21 protein-coding genes are annotated in these 25,595 nt (G+C 36.2%); all 21 read left to right on the top strand.

The window, feature by feature from the left end; translation table 11 throughout:
• Nucleotides 1-217 precede the first annotated feature (217 nt).
• The 21 genes from nikA (at nucleotide 218) to SB717_RS00265 (ending at nucleotide 25,555) form a co-directional block, all read left to right on the top strand.
• Nucleotides 218-1,843, top strand: coding sequence for a nickel ABC transporter substrate-binding protein (gene nikA, locus SB717_RS00365; RefSeq protein ID WP_410902952.1), 1,626 nt, complete (start codon nucleotides 218-220; stop codon nucleotides 1,841-1,843).
• 16 nt (nucleotides 1,844-1,859) lie between these two features.
• Nucleotides 1,860-2,804 (top strand): nickel ABC transporter permease subunit NikB, encoded by a 945-nt coding sequence (gene nikB / locus SB717_RS00360; RefSeq protein WP_410902951.1) that lies wholly within the window; start codon nucleotides 1,860-1,862, stop codon nucleotides 2,802-2,804.
• Nucleotides 2,801-3,634 (top strand): nickel ABC transporter permease subunit NikC, encoded by an 834-nt coding sequence (nikC, locus tag SB717_RS00355; protein ID WP_410902950.1) that lies wholly within the window; start codon nucleotides 2,801-2,803, stop codon nucleotides 3,632-3,634. Before nikB ends, nikC begins: the two co-directional genes overlap by 4 nt.
• Before the next feature lie 16 nt (nucleotides 3,635-3,650).
• Nucleotides 3,651-4,478 (top strand): nickel import ATP-binding protein NikD, encoded by an 828-nt coding sequence (gene nikD / locus SB717_RS00350; RefSeq protein WP_074683004.1) that lies wholly within the window; start codon nucleotides 3,651-3,653, stop codon nucleotides 4,476-4,478.
• Nucleotides 4,479-4,510: 32 nt separating this feature from the next.
• Entirely contained in the window at nucleotides 4,511-5,332 is an 822-nt protein-coding gene (gene nikE, locus SB717_RS00345) for a nickel import ATP-binding protein NikE (RefSeq protein ID WP_013082617.1), read from the top strand.
• Nucleotides 5,333-5,433: 101 nt separating this feature from the next.
• Nucleotides 5,434-6,750: an MATE family efflux transporter gene (locus tag SB717_RS00340; protein ID WP_410902949.1), complete on the top strand. Its 1,317-nt coding sequence runs from the start codon at nucleotides 5,434-5,436 to the stop codon at nucleotides 6,748-6,750.
• Between the two features lie 599 nt (nucleotides 6,751-7,349).
• A complete protein-coding gene (locus SB717_RS00335; RefSeq protein ID WP_410902948.1) occupies nucleotides 7,350-8,045 on the top strand; it encodes a Na-translocating system protein MpsC family protein in 696 nt (231 codons plus the stop codon).
• 177 nt (nucleotides 8,046-8,222) lie between these two features.
• A complete protein-coding gene (locus SB717_RS00330) occupies nucleotides 8,223-8,438 on the top strand; it encodes a hypothetical protein (protein ID WP_410902947.1) in 216 nt (71 codons plus the stop codon).
• 139 nt (nucleotides 8,439-8,577) lie between these two features.
• Nucleotides 8,578-9,267: a Na-translocating system protein MpsC family protein gene (locus SB717_RS00325; RefSeq protein WP_095379984.1), complete on the top strand. Its 690-nt coding sequence runs from the start codon at nucleotides 8,578-8,580 to the stop codon at nucleotides 9,265-9,267.
• Between the two features lie 117 nt (nucleotides 9,268-9,384).
• Nucleotides 9,385-9,816, top strand: coding sequence for an anti-sigma regulatory factor (locus SB717_RS00320; protein ID WP_410902946.1), 432 nt, complete (start codon nucleotides 9,385-9,387; stop codon nucleotides 9,814-9,816).
• A 494-nt stretch (nucleotides 9,817-10,310) separates the two neighbouring features.
• The gene (locus SB717_RS00315; protein ID WP_410902945.1) at nucleotides 10,311-11,699 is read left to right on the top strand and encodes an aminotransferase-like domain-containing protein; all 1,389 of its coding nucleotides are present in this window, start codon (nucleotides 10,311-10,313) and stop codon (nucleotides 11,697-11,699) included.
• Nucleotides 11,700-11,811: 112 nt separating this feature from the next.
• Nucleotides 11,812-13,140: an MFS transporter gene (locus SB717_RS00310; protein ID WP_410902944.1), complete on the top strand. Its 1,329-nt coding sequence runs from the start codon at nucleotides 11,812-11,814 to the stop codon at nucleotides 13,138-13,140.
• Between the two features lie 651 nt (nucleotides 13,141-13,791).
• On the top strand, nucleotides 13,792-14,556 hold the full coding sequence (locus tag SB717_RS00305; protein ID WP_144646374.1) for an IclR family transcriptional regulator: 765 nt from the start codon (nucleotides 13,792-13,794) through the stop codon (nucleotides 14,554-14,556).
• Between the two features lie 75 nt (nucleotides 14,557-14,631).
• Nucleotides 14,632-15,525 carry a fumarylacetoacetate hydrolase family protein gene (locus SB717_RS00300; protein WP_410902943.1) on the top strand — a complete coding sequence of 298 codons (894 nt, stop codon included), beginning with the start codon at nucleotides 14,632-14,634 and terminating at the stop codon, nucleotides 15,523-15,525.
• 110 nt (nucleotides 15,526-15,635) lie between these two features.
• Nucleotides 15,636-17,102 carry an alpha-ketoglutaric semialdehyde dehydrogenase GucD gene (gene gucD / locus SB717_RS00295; protein WP_144646445.1) on the top strand — a complete coding sequence of 489 codons (1,467 nt, stop codon included), beginning with the start codon at nucleotides 15,636-15,638 and terminating at the stop codon, nucleotides 17,100-17,102.
• 102 nt (nucleotides 17,103-17,204) lie between these two features.
• The gene (locus SB717_RS00290) at nucleotides 17,205-18,509 is read left to right on the top strand and encodes an MFS transporter (protein WP_144646370.1); all 1,305 of its coding nucleotides are present in this window, start codon (nucleotides 17,205-17,207) and stop codon (nucleotides 18,507-18,509) included.
• A 302-nt stretch (nucleotides 18,510-18,811) separates the two neighbouring features.
• A complete protein-coding gene (locus SB717_RS00285; protein ID WP_410902942.1) occupies nucleotides 18,812-19,741 on the top strand; it encodes a dihydrodipicolinate synthase family protein in 930 nt (309 codons plus the stop codon).
• A 111-nt stretch (nucleotides 19,742-19,852) separates the two neighbouring features.
• Nucleotides 19,853-21,841, top strand: a complete 1,989-nt coding sequence (locus SB717_RS00280; RefSeq protein WP_410902941.1) for a YjhG/YagF family D-xylonate dehydratase — start codon at nucleotides 19,853-19,855, stop codon at nucleotides 21,839-21,841.
• Between the two features lie 202 nt (nucleotides 21,842-22,043).
• Nucleotides 22,044-23,498, top strand: a complete 1,455-nt coding sequence (locus SB717_RS00275; protein ID WP_251462154.1) for a GntP family permease — start codon at nucleotides 22,044-22,046, stop codon at nucleotides 23,496-23,498.
• A gap of 339 nt (nucleotides 23,499-23,837) precedes the next feature.
• Nucleotides 23,838-25,100, top strand: coding sequence for a glycoside hydrolase family 18 protein (locus SB717_RS00270; RefSeq protein WP_410902940.1), 1,263 nt, complete (start codon nucleotides 23,838-23,840; stop codon nucleotides 25,098-25,100).
• Between the two features lie 119 nt (nucleotides 25,101-25,219).
• A complete protein-coding gene (locus tag SB717_RS00265) occupies nucleotides 25,220-25,555 on the top strand; it encodes a L,D-transpeptidase (protein WP_013056432.1) in 336 nt (111 codons plus the stop codon).
• Nucleotides 25,556-25,595 lie beyond the last annotated feature (40 nt).

Below are 25,595 nucleotides of genomic sequence, written 5' to 3'. Positions count from 1 at the left end.
GTTTGTAAAACAATTTTTAAATACTCAAGTCTTTTGATTTTTTCTTAAATCTCAAGGGCTTTTTCTTTAAAAAGGGCAAGCATTCCGTCCGGAAAAGTTACTTTCACAGATAGATAACAATATTGAAAATAAAGTTTTCAATATTACATTGACAAGAATGCGAATCCTGCTTACAATTGAAAACGATTATCAGCATCAAGTAGGAGGAGACACCGTTATGTCTAAGAGGGAAATTAGTCTGAAAATTAAGTTAACATTTGTGTTTATTTTAATTTTGTCAACATTATTAGTTGGTTGTTCAAATAATAATAATGGGGAATCAACATCGAAAGGCAGTCATGATAATATGCTTACGATTGCTTGGCCGAGAGATGTAGGGGAAATGAATCCACATGTCTACAACCCTTCACAATTATTTGCTCAATCTATGGTGTATGAACCATTAGTAAGCTATCAAGCCGGCGGTAAGATAAAACCAAATCTAGCTAAGTCATGGGAAATTTCTGAAGATGGTAAAGTATACACGTTTCATTTGCGCGAAGGTGTAAAATTTTCCGATAGAACAGATTTTAATGCAGAAATTGTTAAAAAGAATTTTGACACTATTTTGAATAATGAAGAATTACATAGTTGGTTGGGTTTCATTACAAAAATAGCTCAGACAGAAGTAGTGGATAAAAATACTTTTAAATTAACATTGACTGAACCATATTACCCAACAATTCAAGAGCTAGCTGTGGTTCGACCAGTTCGTTTCTTGGGGGAAGCTGGTTTTCCTAAAGATGGTGATACTTCAAAAGGTATCGTTAAACCGGTAGGTACAGGTCCATGGATTTTAGAAAAGTATAAAGCAGACGAATATGCTATTTATAAACGAAATGAAAATTATTGGGGAGAGATTCCAAAAGTAGAAAAAATCAAAGTGAAAGTTATTCCAGATGCAGAAACGAGAGTACTCGCATTTGAAAAAGGTGATTTAGACATGATTTATGGAGAAGGAGTTGTCAGTCTAGACACATTTAAGCAATTAAAGTCTACTGGGAAATATGAAACTAGGGTTTCTGAACCAATTGCCACAAGACAGCTTGTTATGAATACAAAAACAGAACAGCTTTCAGATGAACGTGTAAGGCAAGCCCTTCATTATGGTTTTAACAAAGAAGCGTTGGTTAAAGGAGTGACTTCAGGTTTAGAAGAAAAAGCAGACCATATCTTACCTACAAATTTACCTTACACGAAAGATATTGATGTGAAGTTGGTAAAATATAATGTAGAAAAAGCAAAGGCATTATTAGACAAAGCAGGATGGAAACTCCCTAAAGGAAAAACAGTTCGTGAAAAGGATGGAAAGTTACTTGAAATTGACCTAATGTATGATTCAGCAGAATCAATTCAAAAAGCAATGGCCGAAACCCTTCAATCTGAATGGGCAGCAATTGGTGTGAAATTAAACATTGAGGGAGTTGAACTACCAGACCAAGTTCAAAGATTTAAAGATAATAAATTTGATATTAATTTCTATAGTAATTTTGGTGCACCTTATGATCCTCATACATTTTTAAACATTGTCTCATCAAAAGGGTATGGGTTTAATGAAGCTATTTCAGCATACCCAAATAAAGATGAATTAATTAAACAAATGGCGAAGGTTCCTCAAACAACAGATGAAAAAGAGCGCCAACAGCTCTATTCGTCTATTTTAAAGTCAATACAAGACCAAGGAGCTATTATTCCTATTTCATATATGAAGAAAACAGCCATTTATCAAAAGAATGTAACGAATTTTAATTTCCCTGCTAATCGTGACGAGAATCCATTCACAGGAATTAGCATCAAACAGTAACTAGCAGGAGGTTTTCATGGGCAACTATATACTGAAACGAATTATGTCCATCATTCCAGTTTTTCTTTTGGCTGCACTTCTCACGACTGGAATGATTCATCTTTCACCGGTGGATCCAGCTGAAGCTTATTTAACAGCAGCACATATCCAACCGACTGATGAGATTTTAACTCAAAAAAGACATGAGTTTGGTTTAGACCAACCATTCTTTATTCAATATGCAAACTCTATTATGAAGGTATGCCAACTTGATTTTGGCATATCTTATGTTTCGAATAAGCCCGTTTGGGATGAAGTCATATATCGAATACCAGCGACCATCCAACTAGCCATAGCGAGTATATTAATAGCGGTGTTTGTCAGCGTGCCTCTTGGGTTTCTCGCAGGAGTAAAGAAAGGCAGCGTTATTGATCATTTTAGCCGTTTACTCTCCTTTTTTGGTGCGTCTATTCCAACTTTTTGGCTGGGCTATATATTGGTTTTTTTCTTTTCTGTTAAGCTTAACCTTTTTCCAGTTGAGGGAATTGGGACATGGCAGCATCTTGTACTGCCTTCGATTACGCTAGCTCTTCCTTTAATAGCAATGTATACAAGATTATTACGTGCCAGTGTTCTTGAAAACTTGCAACAACCATATGTGCTATTTGCTCGAACTAGAGGACTTAAAGAAAAAACGATTATGACAAAACATGTGCTGAGAATTGCTATTTCCCCAATGATAACTGGGCTTGGAATGAATCTTGGGAAATTGCTTACGGGCACAATTATCGTTGAATCGGTTTTTTCTTGGCCTGGATTTGGGCGTTATTTCATTGAAGCTATTTTTAATCGTGATATACCTGTTATACAATGCTACGTGCTAATAGCAGCCAGTTTGTTCATTTTGAGTAATTTAATTGTAGATATAGTTCAAATGTATATAGACCCGCGTATTTCCAGGAAAGAAGGACAGCATCGATGATAACAAGTATACGTACGATATTTAAAAGTCAAAAAGTAATTTCCATATGTTCAACAATATTAGGTATTCTTTTTATCATCGCCATATTGGCCCCTTGGATTACACCAAATAATCCCATTGCCGTCAATTTAGCTTATAAATTGCAGCCTCCAAGCTGGGATTTTCCATTGGGAACGGATCATTTAGGAAGATGTAACTTGTCACGTATTTTATACGGGGCACGCATCTCATTAGGTTTTGCGATACTTATTTTCATTTCATCGTTAGCAATTGGTTTAATTATTGGAACGTTTTCAGGTTATAAAGGCGGCTGGATTGATCATATTTTAATGAGATTTTGCGATGGTGTTATGGCTTTTCCAAGCCTTATTCTTGTACTAGGATTGGTTGGTATATTTGGACCTGGACTGTCACAAGTAATCTTAGCGCTGATGCTTGTACAATGGGTTTATTACGCTAGAATGTTCCGAGGAATGGTCCTTAGTTTGAAAGAACAGAACTTCATCTCCGCTGCGAAGATCAGCGGTTCTTCTCAATGGAAGATCATTAAAAATCATATTATCCCCAATGTGTTACCTCCGCTTGTTGTAATGGGTACGTTGGAAATGGGATGGGCTATCATGGATATATCTGCTATGTCTTTTCTGGGATTAGGAGTCCAGTCTCCTACACCTGAATGGGGAGCAATGATTCACGAAGGAAAATCATATATTCGGACGAATCCAGAACTGATGCTTTATCCAGGTTTGTCTATTATGCTTGTTATTGTTACATTCAATCTATTAGGCGAAGCGTTATCAGAACGTTACGGTGTCAAACGTCGATTTTAAAAAGGAATGAAGAAAGTTGGGAACAGAAGAGTCAAAAGTGTTACAAGTTAGAGATTTACGTGTTCAAATAAAAACAAAAAATGGTGTTGCAACTCTTGTTCAAGATATAAATTTTGAACTGAAGCCTGGGGAAATTCTTGGTCTTATTGGTGAAAGCGGTTGTGGTAAAACCGTTACAAGCATGTCTATTCTCCAGCTCCTCAATCGTAAGGAAACAACAATTGAAGGGAGTATAACGCTAAAAGGCCAAGAATTAAATGGTTTAGCTGAGAAAGAAATGCGTAAGATTCGTGGAAAGGATATAGCCTTTATTATGCAAAACCCGATGAATGCTTTTACGCCAGTTTTTACTATTGGACACCAATTTATTGAGACTATTCGCTCTCATACGCATTGGAATAAAAAACAGGCAACAGAGCTTGCCGTTGAGTCAATGAAACAAGTGAATTTACCTGACCCTGACAAGCTTTTGAAATACTATCCTTTTCAACTGAGTGGGGGTATGCTTCAACGATTAATGATTGCTATTGCCGCAAGCCTGCATCCAGCTATTATTATTGCAGATGAACCGACAACCGCGTTAGATGTAAACAATCAGAAGAATGTACTACATCATTTAGATAAAATTCGTTCTGAATATGGTTCAGCAATTTTATTAATCTCTCACGACCTAGGAGTTATCTCTGAAATGGCAGATGAAGTAGCCGTTATGCAACATGGGAAAATAGTAGAAAAAGCGGGTGTATTTCAGCTATTTGATTCACCAACGCATGAGTATACAAAAAAACTGCTAAATGCACGACCAGCATTATCTTTAGAAGAACCTGTGAACAACTTAATTTGATATGTAAAAAGCATTTTATAAGAGGTGAACAAGTGAGTTTATTACAAGTAAATGAAGTCACTCATAGCTACGGAAACCGAACGTTTTTCAAATGGCAAAATCGTTCTAAGAAAGTACTTTCTGATATCTCCTTCTCTATTGAAGAAGGGACATGCTTAGGAATGCTTGGTACGAGCGGTGCCGGTAAAAGTACTTTAGGAAAAGTAATTCTCGGCTTGGAAAAGCCACAGCATGGACAAGTTCTCTTTCAAGGACATGACATCTATACTGTAGATAAATATACTCGCCAAAAAATTCGGCGTGATCTTCAAGTTGTTTTTCAAGATTCGTACTCAGCAGTCAATCCCCGAATGACGGCTGAACGTATTATCGCAGAACCGTTAGAAAACTATGAAAAATTAACATTGGCTGAACAAAAACGAACCGTGATTGAGTTATTAGAAAGAGTAGGGCTTGATGAAAAAGACTTAAAAAAATATCCGCATCAATTTAGCGGCGGTCAGCTGCAAAGGATCAATATTGCAAGGGCAGTCTCTCTTAAGCCAAAGCTCATTGTCTTAGACGAATCTGTAAGCAGTCTAGACATGGTTACGCAAACTCTCATTTTAGAACTATTAAAGGAGTTAAAAGAAGACTTTGGTCTATCGTATTTTTTTATTACACATGATATCAAAGCTGCTTATATGATTAGCGATACATTAGGTGTATTAGAAAAAGGAGAATTAATCGAATACTATAATTCGAAAAATCAGTTCTTTACTTCAAAAAATCCTGTGGTAAAAGAGATGAGGGGTTCTATACTTGCAGAGCATCCGCGTTTTCGTTCAATTAGAGCAAGGAATAATCATATCTAATTTAAAGGTATACCCATGTATTTAAAGGCCTCGATTTCATCCACGTAATCGAGGCTATTGCTTTTGTGTTTAACTCAAAATGATAGAAGGAGGCCGGTTGGATGAATCATCGTACGTATCTTACTTTGGCGATTCCCCTGACAATCTCAACGATGACCACGCCTTTATTAGGTGCGGTTGATACTGCTGTTGTAGGGCAACTTCCAGCTCCAGCTTATATTGGAGGGGTTGCGGTAGGAACTCTTATTTTTAATACGTTATATTGGGTATTTGGCTTTTTAAGAGTTAGTACATCCGCCTTTGCCGCACAAGCAAATGGGGCAAGTGATCCAGATCAGGGAGTACTTGCTTTATCCCGGCCATTTTTATTAGCTGTAATAGTAGGGCTGCTTTTTATTCTTTTACAATGGCCGATTGAACATGCGGCTCTCTTAGTAATTTCTCCTGATGCTGATGTAAGTAGGTTTGCAATAGAATATTTTAGGATTAGAATATGGGGAGCACCTTTTACGCTGATGAACTATGTGATTCTTGGTTGGTTAATGGGAATGGCTAAGATTAAAGAATCTCTATGTTTACAGATACTTACAAATGTTTTGAATATGTTTTTAGCTATTCTTTTCGTTCATGTTTTTTCTTTTGATGTACAAGGAGTCGCTACAGCAACCTTGATTGCTGAAGTTACAGCCTTCATATTAGGAGTATTCATCATTTTGAAAGCATCTCCGTTTAAATGGAAAATGCCATCAATTCAGGTACTTATGGATACAAATTCTATGAAGAGGATGTTTAATGTTAACAAGGATTTGTTTATTCGTACTATTTGTTTACTGGTCGTTATTAATATGTTCACAGCAAAAGGTGCTTCGTTTGGCACAGAGTTTCTAGCTGCAAATGCTGTATTATTTCAAATCCACTACATAATGGCTTATTTCTTTGACGGATTTGCTAATGCTTCCAGTATTCTTGTTGGTAAAGCAGTAGGTTCAAATGATAAAGAGCTATATAAAAAAATACTTACTTTATCTAGACAGTGGTCGGTAATAACAGCAGTTACTATAGCCAGTTTATATGCACTTTTTCAAGAGCAGGTTATTGGGCTATTTACAAATTTGCCTGATGTGATCGAACTTTCACTTACGTATGGAGTATGGCTTATCATCTATCCCTTTGTTGCTTGTTTTGGCCTTGTCCTTTATGGGGTTTTTACAGGAGCAACTGAAATTGCTCCCGTTCGAAACTCTATGATTTACGCGATGATTGTCTATATCATTATACAGATTACCGCAACTCCTATCTGGCATAATCATGGCCTATGGCTGGCTTTTATCATCTATACTATCGGGCGATCAGGGTTCTTGGTTATGTACACTCCTCAATTAAATAAGAAATTGTTACAGCTAAAGGGAGAAGGCTGAAAAATTTATAACAAAATAGCTTCGGTTCATTCATGAGGGAATCCTTCAAAAGCGGATATACTAACGGTGCTGCTACTCTCTTAAATAGATAGGGTTATTAAGAAAGCAGCCAGGGAGGACGGCCTTCTTTCTTGATAAAGGTCTGTTAAATGATTAGTAGGTTTTTATTTAAGTAAAGCAAGAAATAAGTAAGCAGCCAAGTGCTTTTTTAAGAAAGCTTTGGCTTTTTTGCACGTTTCCAAAGTTTAATTCTCTTTTACAAACAATTGTCCTCGCTCTAAAAATATATAGATTTCTACTAAGAAATTAAAAAATTCGTTATCTGTCCCGCCTGAATAAAAAAATTTCATTCATCATCTTATAATAAATTTCTTTATTGAAAACAGCAATACGAATCTAACGGATTCGTATTTTCCAGTGACATTCAAAATACTTCCCAAGCAATAGAAAGAAGAGGTTTTGAACGTTTATAATTAGGTTAAACATAAGGTAACAAATTTTTTATTTATTCTGTATATTTAAATTATTCGTTCGTAGTGGTACAATAAAATGATGGAAAGAAGATATGATGCTTCTTTCTTAATAAAGGATGAAGAAATATGGATATTAAGGCTCAGCAAACAAAGCTGGCGAATAATGTGGGCAAATTGTTACGAGATAACTTTGGAAAAGGCCCTGAGGCTGTTCATGTTACGATATATGAACCTTATGTTGTTATTTATGTCAGTGGCTTCGTATCACCTATGGAGCAAGTACTATTAAACCAAAATGAAGAACTTCAGGTTATGACTACAAGAGAGCTGTTGGTAAAGACTCTTGAACCTCAAATCACCGGGCAAATTAAAGGGATTACAGACCTCGACATACAGCACTTATATTATGATTGGAACTTAGATCACCACTCCGGAATTTTTGTGGGAGTGTGTCTGGACGATTTGAAAGCCGATTTGACTGAGGGGGACCCTTACCCAGGAAAACAAGCAATTCATGATCGAATTATAAAGATGAGTGAGATTGCCCAAAAAGGACCTGAAAAAATTTCTTCATATAAATTAAGCGATCGTACATTGGTCATCGTACGCGAGGGAATACTGGTGGCTATTGAAAAGCAGCTAATTTCGTTAGGTTTTGATGACACCTTACGCATCTCTAAACGTCCTTTGGAAAAAGGAATCTTACGACAAAACGATGACTATGATGAGATATTAAATGCGGACATTCTTGATATTTTTGTAGATTGGGATTTTGAAAGGGATAATAGTATTATTACACTTATCTTAAAACCAAAAAATTAATGAGGCAGTAATGAATTGGACACACTGTGCCAAACATAAGCCGAGGAAGCAAAGGACATACCTTTTCTTTTTCGGCTTATTTTTGTTGTCTAAAAAGAGTAAGTCCTTTTGTAACGGAATAATCCCCTAAAACAGCACCTAAAAATAGGATGTGCCAACAGAAAGGATTTGGTCGGGATGGCTGATAATCATGAGATTGTATTGTTTATGAAAGAGCTTCATCAATTGTTACAGGATTACCAAAAGTATGACAATGAATTATACAAAGAAGAAATTAGCAAGGATATACTACTTTTAAGTACCATTATCTATGGAAGTAAAATTGGAATTTTAAATAAAAGAAGAATCTTTAAACACAGGAAATACAAAGCTAAACAGAAACCAATCTATTAAAGTTATACTAGTATGCCTCGTTTACACTTTATAAAAAGTGAATTCTTATTGCCGAAAATGATCTTATGAGGAAGAAGGATTTTTCATAAAACATCACGAATAGTATACCTTATGAAACTAGAAACTAGGTGCACCATCTATGGATAAAACGAAACTGGAAAAAGAATTAAGTAGCTATATGGGAAGGTTACTTCGTGAAAACTTTGGAAGAGGTCCTGGAGGTGTATTCACCGTCATTTCTCCTCCTTTTATAACCGTTTATTTTAAAGCCTTTTTATTACCTTTAGAAAAGACTTTGTTAGACAAGGGACAAGTTATCTATGTTCAAAAAACACGTGATTTGTTAATGGAGACTCTAATTGAAGAGATAAAAGGATATATACAATTAAATATACATTTAGATATTGAAGAATTTTATTATGATTGGAATTTAGAGCTGCAGTCTGGGATGTTTATCATGATCCATTCGGATAAAGAAAACATAGCTAATCATTCCTATAAAAATCAGAAATTGCTGCATAAAGAAGTTGAGGAAGTAACTCAAAAAGCAGAAAAGTTCCCTCACAATGTTTCTTCTTATCTATTAGATCAGAGAACACTTCTTATAATCAGGGAAGGTATTATGGTAACTATAGAGAAAGAACTAGTTCAATTAGGATTTGAAGAAAACCTTACTTTGGCTAAAAGAAATCTCGAAAAAAGGCTACTTCATGAACATAGTCAATCGTTAGAAGTAATTTTAGATTCAAAGGTAACAGATATACTAGTAGCATGGGACTTTCATAAAGATAAAAGTACAATTCTTCTGATTTTAAACCCAACTTCATAACGGCATTGATAAGCTAGGCACTGAACTAGATGTAGGCCAAAAAGAAAGGTTATATAACCTTTCTTTTTGGCCTATTGTTTTTTTACTACTATTAAAATAAAGAAAGTGGTGATAATTATGCTATTTCAATCGGATGAAGGAAAGGAACTTTTAACTGTTGAGATACACACGGAAGTGGATATAGTAGAAGCGCGTCAGAAAGGGCGAATGTTTTCTAACTGCTTAGGCTTCAGCGCACTTGATCAGGCCCGAATTATTACGGCTATTTCAGAATTATCCAGAAATATATATAAATATGCCACTACCGGAAAAATTACAATGGAAATAATAGAGAAAAAACCTGAAATAGGACTCAAAATAATAGCTATAGATAAAGGACCAGGCATTAAAAATATTCAAAAAGCGCTAGAAAGTGGCTATACAACGTCAGGAGGGTTAGGCGTTGGTTTATCAGGGGTGAAAAAATTAATGGACGAATTCACCATATCATCTCAAGAAGACCATGGCGTTAACATCCAGGTTATAAAATGGAAAAAAAGAAATAAATAAAAGGAACCCAAGTTAAAATGTAAACGTTTATCTAAAACAGTAGGTAAAAATTTGTATAGATTCATCAGTAGTTAGACTGAAAAATAGATTTTTATTAAGCCCTCTTAGGGTCAAAAAGTTTAAGAAAGAACGGACTTCCTCTTTACAAAAGACTCCTTTATTGAATAGGAGATAGCTTCTAAAAACATCATCCCCTGATGATCCTGCTCTAGGATAAGGTTAAGATATTTCACATGCGTGAGTTGGTACCTTCAGCATGTGTTTCTCCTCTATTAACTCTTAGCAGTAGGACAAAAATGTTTCTTCGTAGTAGTCACAAGAGGCTTAGAAACATGAAAAAAAGGTGTAGAAAAGTATGAGCAATTGTATTTAATGGTTAAAATAATTGATCATAATCAAGTCTCAAAAACCATAGATTCTTGAAAATTATTAATAATGATAATTGTGATATAAACAGTACAAGTATATAATTGTGTGAAAAAAGGATGGGTACTATGCCAATTAATTCGTTTGAAAATTATCCGATGAGCTGGAAACCATCTGTTGATAAAACAAGAAAGCCTATTTACCAAGCCATTGCAGGCCAATTGGAACAGGATATTATCAAGGGAGTTTTATTACCTGGAACGAAACTTCCTCCACAGAGAGAGCTAGCCGATTATTTAGATTTAAATTTGAGTACGATTTCAAAAGCATTTAAAGTGTGCGAGCTAAAGGGTTTATTAAGTGCTACTGTTGGAAGCGGTACATTCGTATCGTATGATGCGTTATCGAATGCGTATTTACTGGAAGATATAAAGCCTAGCCACTTAATTGAAATGGGTGCGACACTGCCAGACGATGATTCATACGAGCCGCTTCTCCTTCAGCTAAAAGATATGCTACAAGAGACTGATTACGAAAAGTGGTTTAGTTACGGGAGGCCAGGTGAAAGTCTTTGGCAAAAAGATGCAGCTGTAAAGTTGATGAGAAGAGGTGGATTCAAAACAACAGTTGATCATATTTTATTTGCCAATGGAGGACAAAATGCAATTGCTGCAATACTAGCGAGTCTTTGTCAGCCTGGAGATCGCATTGGTGTTGATCATCACACTTATCCAGGTTTAAAAACGGTTGCAGCTATGCTTAGTGTACAATTAGTACCGATAAAATCAAAGAATTATGAAATGAGTCCAACTGCTTTTGAATATGCATGTAAAAATGACAATATTAAAGGCATTTACTTGATACCCGACTATCATAATCCAACTGCTTGCTGTATGTCCGTTAAAAACCGAGAAAGGCTTGCCGTGATTGCAAAAAAATATAACCAATTTATTATTGAAGATGCAACGTATCATCTCCATCATGAGCGACCAATGCCAGCAGTGGCATCATATGCACCAGAACAAGTCATCTATATTGCAAGTTTATCAAAATCAATAGCACCAGGGTTACGACTAGCATATGTAGCAGCACCTAGTCGATTTAAAGAGCCTATTTCAAAGGCTCTTTATAATTTAAATATATCAGTTTCACCATTATTAGCAGAGCTAACAGCACGTAATATTGTGTCAAATCAATTTGAATCCTTAGTAGAGAATCATCGTGAACAAGCTATCCTCAGAAATCGAATTGTAAATCAACACTTGGAAAATTACACCTGTTTAGGTATGGAAACTGGTATATTTCGTTGGTTACTATTACCAGAAAAGACTACAGGTGCTGAATTTGAAACATTAGCTGCGCAGCAGGGCGTACAAGTGTATGCAGCAGAACGCTTTGTAGTGGGAAACAGTTGTCCAGAAAGAGCTGTAAGGATCGCTGTCTGTGCACCAAAAACGATTGGAGAGCTTGAGCAAGGATTGATTATCCTTAAACGTTTACTTAACGACTATTTATAATATTGTTTGCCATACAATTATAATATTGTATGGTTTTTTTATGCATGTTATGATAATCCAAATCTAGTGAGAATATTTTCAAAAATAGAATGAGTTTTCTGAAAGGAAGGTTATGATGGTACACGAGGATCATGTAAAAGCTCTAGACAACCAATCAACTTGTTTACAAGAATATGTTAATTCACCAGAGAAACAAAAAGCTTTATATAAACGCACCTTATTTGTTGTAAGTGTTTCTCAAATCTTTGGCGGTGCAGGATTGGCGGCAGGAGTCACTGTCGGTGCACTTATTGCACAACAAATGCTTGGTACAGATGCCTATGCAGGAGTACCGACGGCTCTATTTACTTTAGGATCTGCAGGAGCTGCTTGGTTAGTAGGAAAGCTTTCTCAAAAAAAAGGGCGTCGTGCAGGACTTACGACGGGTTTTATTTTAGGGGGAGTTGGAGCGATTGGTGTTATTTTTTCTGCCATTCTTAATAGTATTTTTCTTCTTTTTTTTTCGCTCCTCGTTTATGGATCAGGAACAGCTACTAATCTACAAGCGCGTTATGCAGGAACAGATTTAGCCAAAGCAAAACAACGGGGGACCGCTGTTAGTATGGCCATGGTTTTCACTACATTTGGAGCCGTTGCAGGCCCGAATTTAGTTGATGTGATGGGGAATTTTGCTCTTTCTATTGGTGTCCCAGCACTTGCAGGCCCTTTCATTTTAGCAGCAGCTGCATATATAGTAGCTGGTCTTGTATTTTATATTATGCTGCGTCCGGATCCGTTACTGATTGCAAGAGCAATAGAAGAGAATAAACAAGAACGTAACGCTCAAAAAAATTTAACAAATACTCAGCAATCAACGAACAAAAAAGGAGTGGCTGTTGGGGCCACAGTTATGGTCCTTACTCAAATTGTAATGGTTGCTATAATGACCATGACGCCTGTGCACATGAGACATCATGGCCACGGGCTAACTGAAGTAGGGGTTGTAATTGGCTTTCATATTGGTTCCATGTATCTTCCTTCACTATTTACAGGGTTCTTAATTGATAAAATTGGACGAACGGCGATGACAATTGCTTCAGGAATTACCCTTCTTTTAGCTGGTCTGGTAGCAGCTATAGCACCGAGTGATTCAATGGTTCTTCTAGTGGTTGCTCTATCGTTGCTTGGATTAGGATGGAACTTAGGGTTAATTAGCGGTACAGCTCAAATAGTGGATGCTACAGAACCATTAACACGTGCGAAAATACAAGGTACTATAGACGTTTTAATTGCTTTAGCAGGAGCTTCAGGAGGAGCTTTATCAGGAATAGTTGTGGCTCAATCAAGTTATGCCGTTTTATCATTAAGTGGAGGAATTCTATCTTTGATATTAATTCCGGTTATCATATGGGCTTATAGGAGTACAGGTGAAAATAAAGTTAAAGTAGGTCAAGGACTTTAATTTATCTGTGGTATGGAAGCCTGGCTCTCAAATAAATGATGTTACTCAAATTTACTTGTATTCTTCCACTTTCGTTTAAATAATAAACTTATTGGCAATCAATAAATTTGTTACCTTTCTTACAGACGATACACTAACATTTCAATCACACGAATGACCTTCTACCTAACAGAGTAGAAGGTTTTTCGGTTTCAATTATTCATTGAAAATAGGTGTTTTTTTAAGAGAGGTTTGGTGAATCCCCCCATGTAAAACTGTTTTAAGACTAAGTTTAATGTTCATTTTTACTCATGCAAACGTACACTCGCTATAATTGTGAAAAGCAAACTCCCATGCTAGAGAGCTTGCTCTTTTTACTTCCTAATATATAAATCCTGTTTGACAAAAAACGATCTTTTTCAAGTACACCAAAAACGCACATTTATGATACATAGATTTTGAGTAAGTTTTAAAACAGGAATAAGATATGATTATGAAGGAAAAGGATTGATTATAATCAATCCTCAAAAATCATGACTTGTAATATAGTCTTCTACATTTGAATAAAAAATTAGTTGACTTTTCAGAATAATTAGTATTATAGTTATATTATAAAATTGTTTGTAATAATAAAAACAAGTTTTATAATATAAAACAAAAGGGTGAACCTCCATGCCTATTATTCAATCAGTAGATCGCGCCCTTCGTATCCTTGACCTATTTGATGAACATACGACAGAATTGAAAATAACAGATATAAGTGATCAAATTGGTCTTCACAAAAGCACTGTTCATTCATTATTGAAAACGCTTCAACAACGTGGCTACATTCATCAGAACCTCGAGAATGGAAAGTATGGACTAGGGATGAAACTTTTTGAAAGAGGAAACTATGTTATTCAGTCTTTAGATATTAGACAATTAGCTAAAAAATATCTGATGGATTTATCAGCAAAAACAGGACAAACTACACATTTAGTCATCTTAGATGGTAAAGAAGGAACGTATATTGATAAAGTTGAAGGTCCTATGGCTGTTATTCTTTATTCTCGAATAGGAAAAAGAATTCCACTTCACTGTTCTGCAGTAGGAAAAGCTTTGATTGCTTTTAAAGAAAAGGATGAACTAGAGAAAATTTTATCTGGGTATGAGTATACTGAGCAAACCGAATTCACCATTACAAATGAAATTGAATTTTTGCAGGAACTTGAAAAAGTTCAAAGTCAGGGTTATGCCGTCGATAATCAAGAGAATGAACCTGGTGTCCGTTGCATTGCAGCACCTATTAGAAATCACGAAAATAAGGTTATTGCCGCTATAAGTCTTTCGACACTTATCGCAGGAGTAGATGACATTCAGTTAGGAATCTTTGTTCAACAACTGAAACAAGCAGCTTCCGAATTATCAGAGAAGATGGGGTATGGGATACCGATTTAATAAAGAGGTTCCCTTCTCTTTTGTCTATATTAAAAAACTGAGTTTTATATTATAAAACAAATGGAGGTTATTTATATGCGTATTATTCGATATTTAAGTGAAGATTCAAAACCTGTTTTGGCAGCCCTTACATCGGAAGAAACAGTTTACCCTCTTGAGCAGGAAGGGTTTATAGAACTAATTCATCAAGCGAACGCACAAAAGATCTCTCCTCTTTCTTTTGTTCAAAATATGATTTCTAAGTCTAAGTCTATCCCCCAATCTATTGAAGAACTTTCATTACTTGTACCTATTATTGCTCAAGAAGTATGGGCTTCCGGAGTTACTTACGAACGTAGCCGCGATGCTCGAAACTATGAAGCTACAGATGGAAAATTAGACGCTACCACATTTTACGACAAAGTATATGACGCAGAACGTCCAGAAATTTTCTTTAAATCTACAGCTGCTCGCACAGTTGGACCCAATCAGGAAGTTTATATTCGTAGTGACTCTAAATGGCAAATCCCTGAACCAGAACTAGGTTTGATTATTAGTCAGGAAGGTGAAATCCTTGGTTATACAATTGGAAATGATATGAGCTGCCGTGATATTGAGGGAGAAAATCCTCTTTATCTACCACAGGCAAAAATGTGGAAGCATTCTTGTTCCATTGGACCAGCCATTCTCCTCACCGAATCCGTAAAAGATCCATATGACTTTGATATCATATGCCGTATTTATCGTCATGGAAACCTTGCAGTAGAGGGAACAGCTAGTACACGTCAATTAAAAAGAAAATTTGAAGAATTGGTTTCGTTCTTAGTACGTGATAATGAAATTTTTGATGGCACCGTATTATTAACTGGCACATGTATTGTACCACCAAATGACTTTACATTATTAGAAGGTGATCAGATTGAAATTGAAATTCCTAGCATTGGTATATTAAAAAATAGTGTAAGGTTACCAAGCAAAATTTCGGTCTAATTAAATGCTTTCAAACTTAATTATTAAACTCAAATTATTTTTTTGATTTTAAATATCAGAAATTTATGAATTTATTAACTTTTGATTCAGATAATATGGAGGGAAATATGATGAATATAACAACAGAAGAGAAAATGTATTTAAACTATATTGATGGAGAATGGGTAACGGGTTCTGTGGAGCAAGTGGATAGCAGTACTAATCCTGCTAATCGACATGATGTAGTCGGTTATGTACAGCATTCTGAAAAAGAAGATTTAGATCGCGCTGTTGCTTCTGCTAAAAAAGCTCAGGTTTCCTGGAATAAACTGTCCGGGGCTGCTCGTGGTGAATATTTGTATAAAGTAGCAAATATGCTTGAGCAGCGCCTAGCTGAAATAGCAAAGACAATGACCCGCGAGATGGGAAAAACATTTCTAGAAGCAAAAGGTGAAACTGCAAGAGGGGTCGCAATTCTTCGCTACTATGCAGGAGAAGGTCTAAGAAAAGTGGGAGATGTCCTACCTTCAACAGACTCTGAAGCATTTATGTACACAACCCGTGCTCCTCTTGGGGTAGTGGGTGTTATTACACCTTGGAATTTCCCAGTAGCTATTCCTATTTGGAAGATTGCTCCTGCTCTCATTTATGGAAATACTGTTATTTTGAAGCCAGCTCGAGAAGCAGCAGTTACTGCTGCAAAAGTTATGGAATGTTTTGCGGAGGCAGGTTTGCCACGTGGTGTGATTAATATGGTAACGGGTTCTGGTTCTGTTATCGGACAAGGCATTATTGATCATCCAGATATTAATGGGATTACGTTTACAGGGTCTGATGCAGTCGGTAAACAAGTTGGTTTAGGCGCACTAAAACGTGGTGCAAAATATCAATTAGAGATGGGCGGGAAAAATCCAGTTATCGTTGCTAACGATGCCGATATTGAACAAGCAGTAGAGGCAACTATTAGTGGAGGATTACGTTCCACTGGACAAAAATGTACAGCTACAAGTCGTGTAATTGTACAAAGTAAAATTTATGATGAGTTTAAAGAAAAGCTGATTGAACAAGTGAAAGAAATAAAAGTTGGAAATGGCCTCGAAAAAGATGTTTGGATGGGGCCTTGTGCAAGTGAAGACCAGCTTAACACGGTACTTGCCTACGTAGAAAAAGGTATCCAAGAAGGGGCTTCATTAGTTTATGGTGGTAAGCGCCTAGATGAAGGGAATTTGGCTGATGGTTTCTATATGGAGCCTACTATATTCGAAAACGTGACTAGTGGTATGACTATCGCTCAAGAGGAAATCTTTGGTCCAGTACTTGCCCTTATGAAAGTTGAAACGTTAGAAGAAGCATTAAACGTTGCAAATGATGTAAAGTTTGGACTGAGTGCTTCCATTTTTACGAAATCAATTGGGCGTATGCTTTCATTCGTAAATGAGATGGATGCTGGTCTCGTGCGCATTAATGCAGAATCTGCCGGGGTAGAATTACAAGCACCGTTTGGTGGAATGAAACAATCTAGCTCTCACTCTCGTGAACAAGGCCAAGCTGCAATTGAATTCTTTACTTCTATTAAAACAGTATTTGTAAAACCGTAACTCCCTTCTTTAATCATTGTATGAAATCAAATAATGATAAGGAGGTGCATAACTACCACTTCGTTTGTTTTCATCTATTTTAATTGATTAGGAGATAAACAAATGCAAATTCAAACTAAAGAGCCTGTGCTTTCTACTGCACCAAAAAAAAATTGGAGATGGACGGTTGTAATCTGGTTAATTATAGGTGGGTTTATCAACTACCTAGATAGGGCAAATCTATCCATTGCTGCTCCGCAAATGATGAAAGAGTTACATTTAACAAAAACAGATATAGGACTTTTAGGTACAGTTTTTTCATGGTCTTATGCTTTAATGCAACTTCCTGCTGGTTGGCTAATTGATCGTTTTGGTACAAAAAAGATATATTCAATTGCAGTTTTGTGGTGGAGTGGAGCTACATTTATGATGGGACTTTTTAATAAGCTACCTTCGTTTATTATTGTAAGGTTACTTCTAGGGGCTGGTGAAGCACCTTGCTGGCCAACAGGTGCAAAAATAACATCTTATTGGTTTCCAAAGAAAGAAAGAGGATTTGCAACAGGCCTCTGGGATTCGTCATCGAAATGGGGTCCTGCTATTGCTCCTCCTCTTTTAGTCGCAATCATGTTGGCTTTTGGATGGAGATCATTATTTTATATTACTGGTATTGCAGGAGTGTTATTTAGTATTGCTTTTTGGATTTTTTATAAAAACCCTGAACATAGCAGAAAACTTTCTAAAGAAGAATTTGAATATATTCAATCAGAAGGTGCTGGCTTTGAGGAAAACCTAGTAAATTCAAAAATTAAATGGAGATCGTTATTTAAATACAAAACTGTTTGGGGAATGATTTTAGGATTCTTCTGTACCATTTGGATTTGGAATATCTTCTTAGTCTTCCTTCCTCTATATCTCGTTGAAGTGCATGGGGTTACGCTTCAAGAGCTAGGCATTTATGCAAGTATCCCGTGGGTGGGTGGAATATTTGGTGCTATTTTTGGAGGGTATCTTACAAAAAAACTAGTAGATAAGGGCATAACGTCTCCAGTTAAGGCAAAACGTGCGCTAATTAGTATCTGTGCTATATTAGCTGCTATTGTGGTGATTTTTGTTCCTTTTGTGGATAGTCTTGCTATGAAAATAACTTTATTCACACTGGCACTTTGTTTTATTTCCGCAATTACAGGAAGTGCTTGGGCGCTTGCTGGTGATATTGCCCCTCCTTCTATGGTTGCATCTGTAGGCGCTATACAAAACTTTGGAGGTTATTTTGGAGGTGCACTCTCACCCTTTATAGCAGGTTTAATTGTAGATAAGACTGGATCTTACTCTCTTGCCTTCATATCAGGTGGTATTATTGCAGGGTGTGCAGCACTTTGTTATTGGTTTTTAGTGAAAAACCCTATTCAAGAGAGAGTAGAATAATAAAATGATTATAAATAATGTGATATTAAGGAGGCTAAGCAAGGATTTATAATAACATTGCTTAGCCAATAATAACTAAATTCTTGTTAATTAAAGCATTTAAAAAGAAACAATTCTAGCTACTATACGTATCTAAAGAGACCCTTTATTAGAAGAAAGTCAATTCTTAACAAATAGAAGATATAGTAATCTCTTATATCTTTTTGCCAAAATACAAAAAATTATATTTAAACAATTAAGTTAAGTTTTTATATGAGCTTAAAAAATTTGTTTTTATTAAATTTTAAAAGGATGGAAATATAATGAAAAAAACAACAAGGTTTCATGGGGTAATTCCGCCTGTCTCTACAATAGTAGATCAAAATGAATGCTTAGATGAAAAAGGAATGAAAAATTTAATTGACTTTCTAATTGATTCTAAAGTAAATGGGCTGTTTTTTTTAGGGTCGGGCGGAGAATTTAGTCAAATGTCAACTTCTTTAAGGAAGAAAGTAGCAGAATTTGCAGTTGAGTATGTAAATGGACGTCTGCCAGTTTTAATTGGCACTGGTACTCCAAGCACAAAAGAGACTATCTCACTAAGTATGCATGCAAAAGAAATAGGGGCAGATGGAATCGTAGTTATTAACCCATATTATTGGCCGTTATCCGAGGATAATCTCTTTCAGCATTTTGCTCAAATTGCTGAAAAAGTAGATATGCCCACCCTTTTATATAATTTCCCAGCATTAACAGGCCAAGATTTATCGCCGCAATTTGTTCTTAAATTAGTCGAATCTTATCCTAATATTGTAGGCATTAAAGAAACCGTTGATGCAGTCTCTCATACAAGGGAAATGATTTTAACTGTAAAGGCTGCCCATCCTGATTTTGCTGTTTTCTCAGGATATGATGATCATTTTTTAAATACGTTATCTCTCGGTGGAGATGGCTCCATTCCCGGCACTGCAAATTTTGCACCAGAGCTTTCTATAAATATTTATCAATCTTTTATGGAAAAAGACTATGCTCGCGCAATTGAAGCACATCGTCTATTATCAGGTTTATTATCCTTATATCAAATAGATAAGCCTTTTGTAAGTGTAATTAAAGAAGCCCTTTCTTTAAGGGGTATAAAAATTTCTACAAACATGATCGCTCCAGCTCGCGTACTTAGTGCAGGAAAGAAAGAACAAGTAAAACAAATACTTGGTCAAGTATTAGGTACAGAAAAACTTTTCATAAATTATTAATGCAAGATGCTTTTTTCTAGGAACCTATATTCTCCAATTAATAGAAGATGGTATGAGCAACATAAAAATATATCTTTTTTAATAAAAAATCTTATTAACGGAGGAATACATATGTCATTGCAATCCATATTTGGCGAAGAGGATGTATCTCTTTATAAAATTCAAACTCATTCGAAGGGAGCAGATGGTTCACTCCCACTTACACCCGAAATGTTGCTAGATTCACCAAGTGGTGACCTTTTTGGATTATCACAAAATGTTGGTATGGGCTGGGCACCTTCAAATCTACTTGGAAAACAAGTTCTAATTCTTGGTACTCAAGGTGGGATCAGGAATCATGATGGTACTCCAATTGCATTAGGCTATCATACTGGGCATTGGGAAATAGGTTTATTAATGAAGGCATCAGCCCAAGAGATCAGTAGACAAGGTGGCGTGCCCTTCGCAGGGTTCGTAAGCGATCCATGTGATGGGCGTTCCCAAGGAACTGCTGGTATGTTTGATTCCCTTCCTTTTCGAAATGACGCGGCTATAGTTTATCGAAGATTAATTCGCTCATTGCCTACTCGCAGGGCAGTTATTGGAGTAGCTACATGTGATAAAGGTCTTCCAGCAATGATGGTAGCTCTGGCATCAATGCATGACTTGCCAACTATCATTGTCCCTGGAGGTGTTACTCTTCCACCTACAAATGGAGAAGATGCAGGAAAGATTCAAACAATTGGGGCAAGATACGCAAACAACGAAATTACTTTGCAAGAAGCTGCTGACCTTGGATGTCGTGCTTGTGCTACACCAGGAGGAGGATGCCAATTTCTTGGGACAGCTGGTACCTCTCAAGTTGTTGCAGAAGCAATTGGAATGGCTTTACCCCACTCAGCGCTAGCACCTTCAGGCCAGTCAGTATGGATGGAGATGGCTAAGCAATCAGCACGTGCGGCTTTAGAAATGGAGAAGAAAAAGATTTTCACCAAAGATATAATTACAGATAAAGCTATAGAGAATGCTATGGTCATTCATGCAGCTTTCGGGGGTTCAACAAATTTATTACTTCATATTCCAGCAATTGCTCATGCAGCTAATTGTAAGATACCTACCGTTGAAGATTGGACTAGAATCAATAAAAAAGTTCCTCGTTTGGTCGATGTACTACCAAATGGTCCTGTAGGCCATACAACTGTTAAAGTCTTCTTAGCTGGTGGAGTACCGGAAGTAATGCTTCATTTGAGAAAATTAGGTGTCTTGCATGAAGATGTACTAACAGTTACTGGAGAAACTCTTGGTTCAAACCTCGATTGGTGGGAAAAATCGGAAAGACGTGCAATGATGAAAAAACAATTGTTAGAAGCTGATGGAATCAATCCTCATGATATTATCATGGATCCAGCTAAAGCAAAAGAAAGAGGTCTAACTTCCACAGTTACATTTCCGAAAGGAAACATTGCCCCTGAAGGAGCAGTAATTAAATCAACTTCTATTGACCCATCTGTGGTAGGAGAAGACGGAGTATATCGACATACGGGAAAAGCAAAGGTCTTTACTTCAGAAAAAGCAGCCATAAAATCGATTAAAACAGGGGGTATAGAAGCAGGAGATATAATGGTGGTTATGGGCGGTGGTCCTTCAGGAACCGGAATGGAGGAAACCTATCAGCTAACATCGGCATTAAAACATTTGTCTTTTGGAAAACATGTCTCCTTACTTACAGACGCGCGTTTCTCTGGTGTTTCTACTGGTGCATGTATCGGACATATTGGACCTGAGGCATTAGCTGGGGGACCAATCGGAAAATTGCGTGATGGAGACATAATTGAAATCATTATCGACCGTAATCAATTAGTGGGTTCAGTTAATTTTGTTGGAACTGAGAATACAAGACTTTCTTTAGAAAAAGCAACTAAAGCCTTACAAGAACGTGACCTTCACCCAGAGCTAAAACCGGATTCAGGTCTTCCAGATGATACTCGTTTGTGGGCTGCGCTTCAATCAGTCAGTGGAGGAACCTGGCGTGGAAATATCTATGACACAGATCGAATTATTAAGGTTCTAAAAGCAGGCGTAGAAGCATTAGACAAAGAAAAAACATTAGTACAGAATTAACCTATTAATATTAATTTAAAAATATTTAGGGCTTTAATTGAAAGCGTTTACTAAAGGGCGTTTTTTTCGAATAATTGTACTTTATGACTAGTAAACAAAATAGCATAAGCGTCCTAGAGTTACTTACTAATTAAAATATAAAATTAGTGTTTCAATAAGTGGAGCAAGTAAAAATATTTTAATTATTTTTTGGAGGTATATCATGCCATTATTTATAGTAGCGATTGGGATTATTCTGTTGCTAATTTTGATTACTGGATTTAGATTAAATACATTTGTTTCATTGATAATTGTATCTTTTGTTGTATCTTTAGCACTTGGAATGCCTATGGAAAAGGTTGTCACATCCATTGAAGCTGGATTAGGAGGTACACTTGGTCATATAGCTTTAATATTTGGACTTGGTGCAATGCTTGGTAGATTAATTGCTGACGCAGGGGGAGCTCAGCGTATCGCCATGACTCTAATTAACAAATTTGGAGAAAAAAGAATTCAGTGGGCTGTTGTAGTTGCTTCGTTTATTGTAGGTATAGCTTTATTTTTTGAAGTAGGATTAGTTTTATTAATCCCAATTGTATTTTCGATTGCGAAAGAATTAAGAGCCTCTATCTTGCACTTAGGTATTCCTATGGCTGCAGCTTTATTAGCAACTCATAGTTTCCTTCCCCCACACCCAGGACCAACAGTCATAGCTGGTGAGTATGGTGCTGACATTGGATTAGTTTTACTCTACGGTATTATTGTTGCAATACCAACCGTCATTATAGCAGGTCCTCTATATACTAAGATGGCTAAAAAAATCGTACCTGATGCATTCAAGAAGACGGGTAATATAGCTTCTTTAGGTGAACAAAAAACGTTCAAACTTAACGAAACACCAGGTTTTGGTATAAGCGTATTAACTGCAATGTTTCCTGTTTTATTAATGTCTATATCTACAATTCTTGATATGATTCAAAAATCAGTAGGATTTGAAGATGATACAACGATTGAAATAATTCGTCTTATAGGAAACCCTTCATCTGCAATGTTGATATCTTTAATTCTTGCATTTTATACAATGGGAATAGCAAGAAATACTCCTATAAAAGAAGTTATGAACTCCTGTACATCATCAATTGCTGCAATTGGTATGATGCTATTAATTATTGGAGGCGGGGGTGCCTTCAAGCAAGTACTAATTGATGGTGGTGTAGGAGATTATGTAGCAGAATTGTTTAAAGGAACTTCAATGTCACCTATCATACTTGCTTGGGTAGTTGCTGCGTTATTACGTATCTCTTTAGGGTCAGCCACAGTTGCGGCTATATCCACTGCAGGATTAGTTATTCCAATGCTGTCTCAATACGATGCTAATTTAGCCCTAGTAACTCTTGCAACTGGAGCGGGAAGTGCAATTTGCTCACATGTTAATGATGCAGGATTTTGGATGATTAAAGAATATTTTGGGTTAAGTATGAAAGAAACATTTTCAACATGGACAATACTTTCTACTATTACTTCCATAGCCGGATTAGGGTTCATTTTGTTATTAGACGCATCCTTAATTATCTCAATGATATTAACAGTTTTTATTAGCATAGTAGCAATATATTTCAGTATTTTTTACCAACCTTTCAAGCAACCCAAAGATAAAAACGATGTTTTGGATGTATAAAGGCATAGAGTCTTCAAGAAAATAAAAGGCTAAAAAAGGCAGCCACATATGTGGCTGCCTTTTCAGCAGAATTGTACAACTAGACTATACTTTTAATTACCTTTACTTTATGATCCAACATCAGTTGTTATACTAGTTTTGCTCATATTCAATATTTCTCTGTGTAGAAGGAATAATCCATCGTTTTCATGTGGGTAAGAAAACCATTTGGCTTGTTTTATAAATGCCTCCTTTATGTTATATAAACAAACAATCCTCATATACATTTATTGAATGGCTTCTTTAAACTTATCACGAAATAAAACATAATTCGATAAAGAGTACATAGGAGGAGAAAACATGTTTGTTCATATAGTTCAACCTGGTGATACGCTGTCTTCAATAAGCAGCAGATATGATTATCCCATTGCACAGCTTAGAAGTGTAAATGGGTTAGAAGAAACGAATATTGTTCCAGGTCAGGCCTTACTTATAGCTTCTTATGTATACACAGTTCAACCTGGTGATACAATGAGCAGCATTGCTAAAAAAGCTTATGTATCTCTAGAAGAATTAAAAAGGGTTAATTCTTCAGTTCATTATAATTATTTGCAGGTGGGAATGAAAATAAAAATCCCTAACATATCCAACTACATTGCAGGTACACTGCAATACTATGCTGTTCGAAATCCAGAATTAGATCGCAATTTAATTACTGATTTTGCAACTTATTCCTCGTCCATTTCTATTTTTGAATATCATTTTGGCAGCAATGGAGATATTATGAATGATTTAAACGATTTAGTAGCGATTGAAACGACTTGGAAAAACCGAGTTACACCGTTAGTTACGATTACTAATCTAACTTCTGAAGGATTTAGTTCTGATCTTGCCTATCAAGTTTTAAATAATCCTCAGGCAAGAAACAATCTTGTTAATAATATTTTTTATTTAGTATCTAGAAAAGGATACGGAGGGGTGAATATTGATTTTGAACGTGTAAAGGCCGAGGATAGAGATCTTTTTACAGGATTTTTACGTCAGTTGGGTGAACGTTTAAAACCTGCAGGATACGTGTTGACCATAGCGGTTCCAGCCAAGACAAGCGAAGATATTCCTTGGTTAAAAGGGTATGATTACGGGGGAATAGGTGCAGTTGTTAACTATATGTTCATTATGGCATATGATTGGCATCATGCAGGCAGCGAACCAGGGCCTGTTGCACCTATTACTGAAGTACAAAGAACAATAGAATTCGCGATAAAAAGTATTCCTCGAAGAAAACTTATCATTGGAGTCCCGTTGTATGGATATAACTGGTCAATTCCTTACAGGCCTGGCACAGTAGCATCTGCTATATCGAATCAAAATGCGATTAAAACAGCGATGAGATATCAGTCGCCCATCCAATATTCTAAGGAGTATAAATCCCCATTTTTTCAGTATAGAGATCAAGCGGGGCAGATGCATGAAGTATGGTTTGAAGATGTAAGAAGCATGAGTGAAAAAATGGTGTTAGTTCGTAAATTTGGTTTGCAAGCAATAGGAGCTTGGCAATTAACACTTGGATTTACGCCAGGACCTTGGCTTTTAAAGAAATTTTTCACTATTAGAACGGTATAAATAGCACTAATTTTTCTGAATCAATTTAAATATTTTTTAGTTAATAGTTATTCGATATACGTTGTTAACAATAAAAAAATTCTATTTATAGTAACTTATAAGAAGTTGGAGGTACTACCATGGCAAAAAGGATAGATGTCTCAATAAAGCAGCATCAATTAAAACTATATGATGGAGCTAAATTAGTAAAGACATATCCTATTGCTGTAGGGAAAATGATTACTCCAACTCCAACTGGAAAATTTAAAATTATTAATAAAGATACTACCCCTCCAGCTGTATTTGGCCCCCTATGGATGGGACTGTCAAAACCTACATATGGAATACACGGGACTAATGATCCAGCTTCTATTGGCAGAGATATGTCACATGGATGTGTCAGAATGGACAATGAAGATATTCTAGAACTTTCCTCTGCAGTTCCCATTGGAACGCCGGTGTATATACATAAATAATAGTTTAAGAAGAGTACGACTGTTTATATTTAGCTAATTG

The sequence above is a fragment of the Priestia sp. SIMBA_032 genome (assembly GCF_046535215.1).
Taxonomy (GTDB): Bacteria; Bacillota; Bacilli; order Bacillales; family Bacillaceae_H; genus Priestia; species Priestia aryabhattai.
This window is presented reverse-complemented; position numbering and strand designations above follow the sequence as displayed.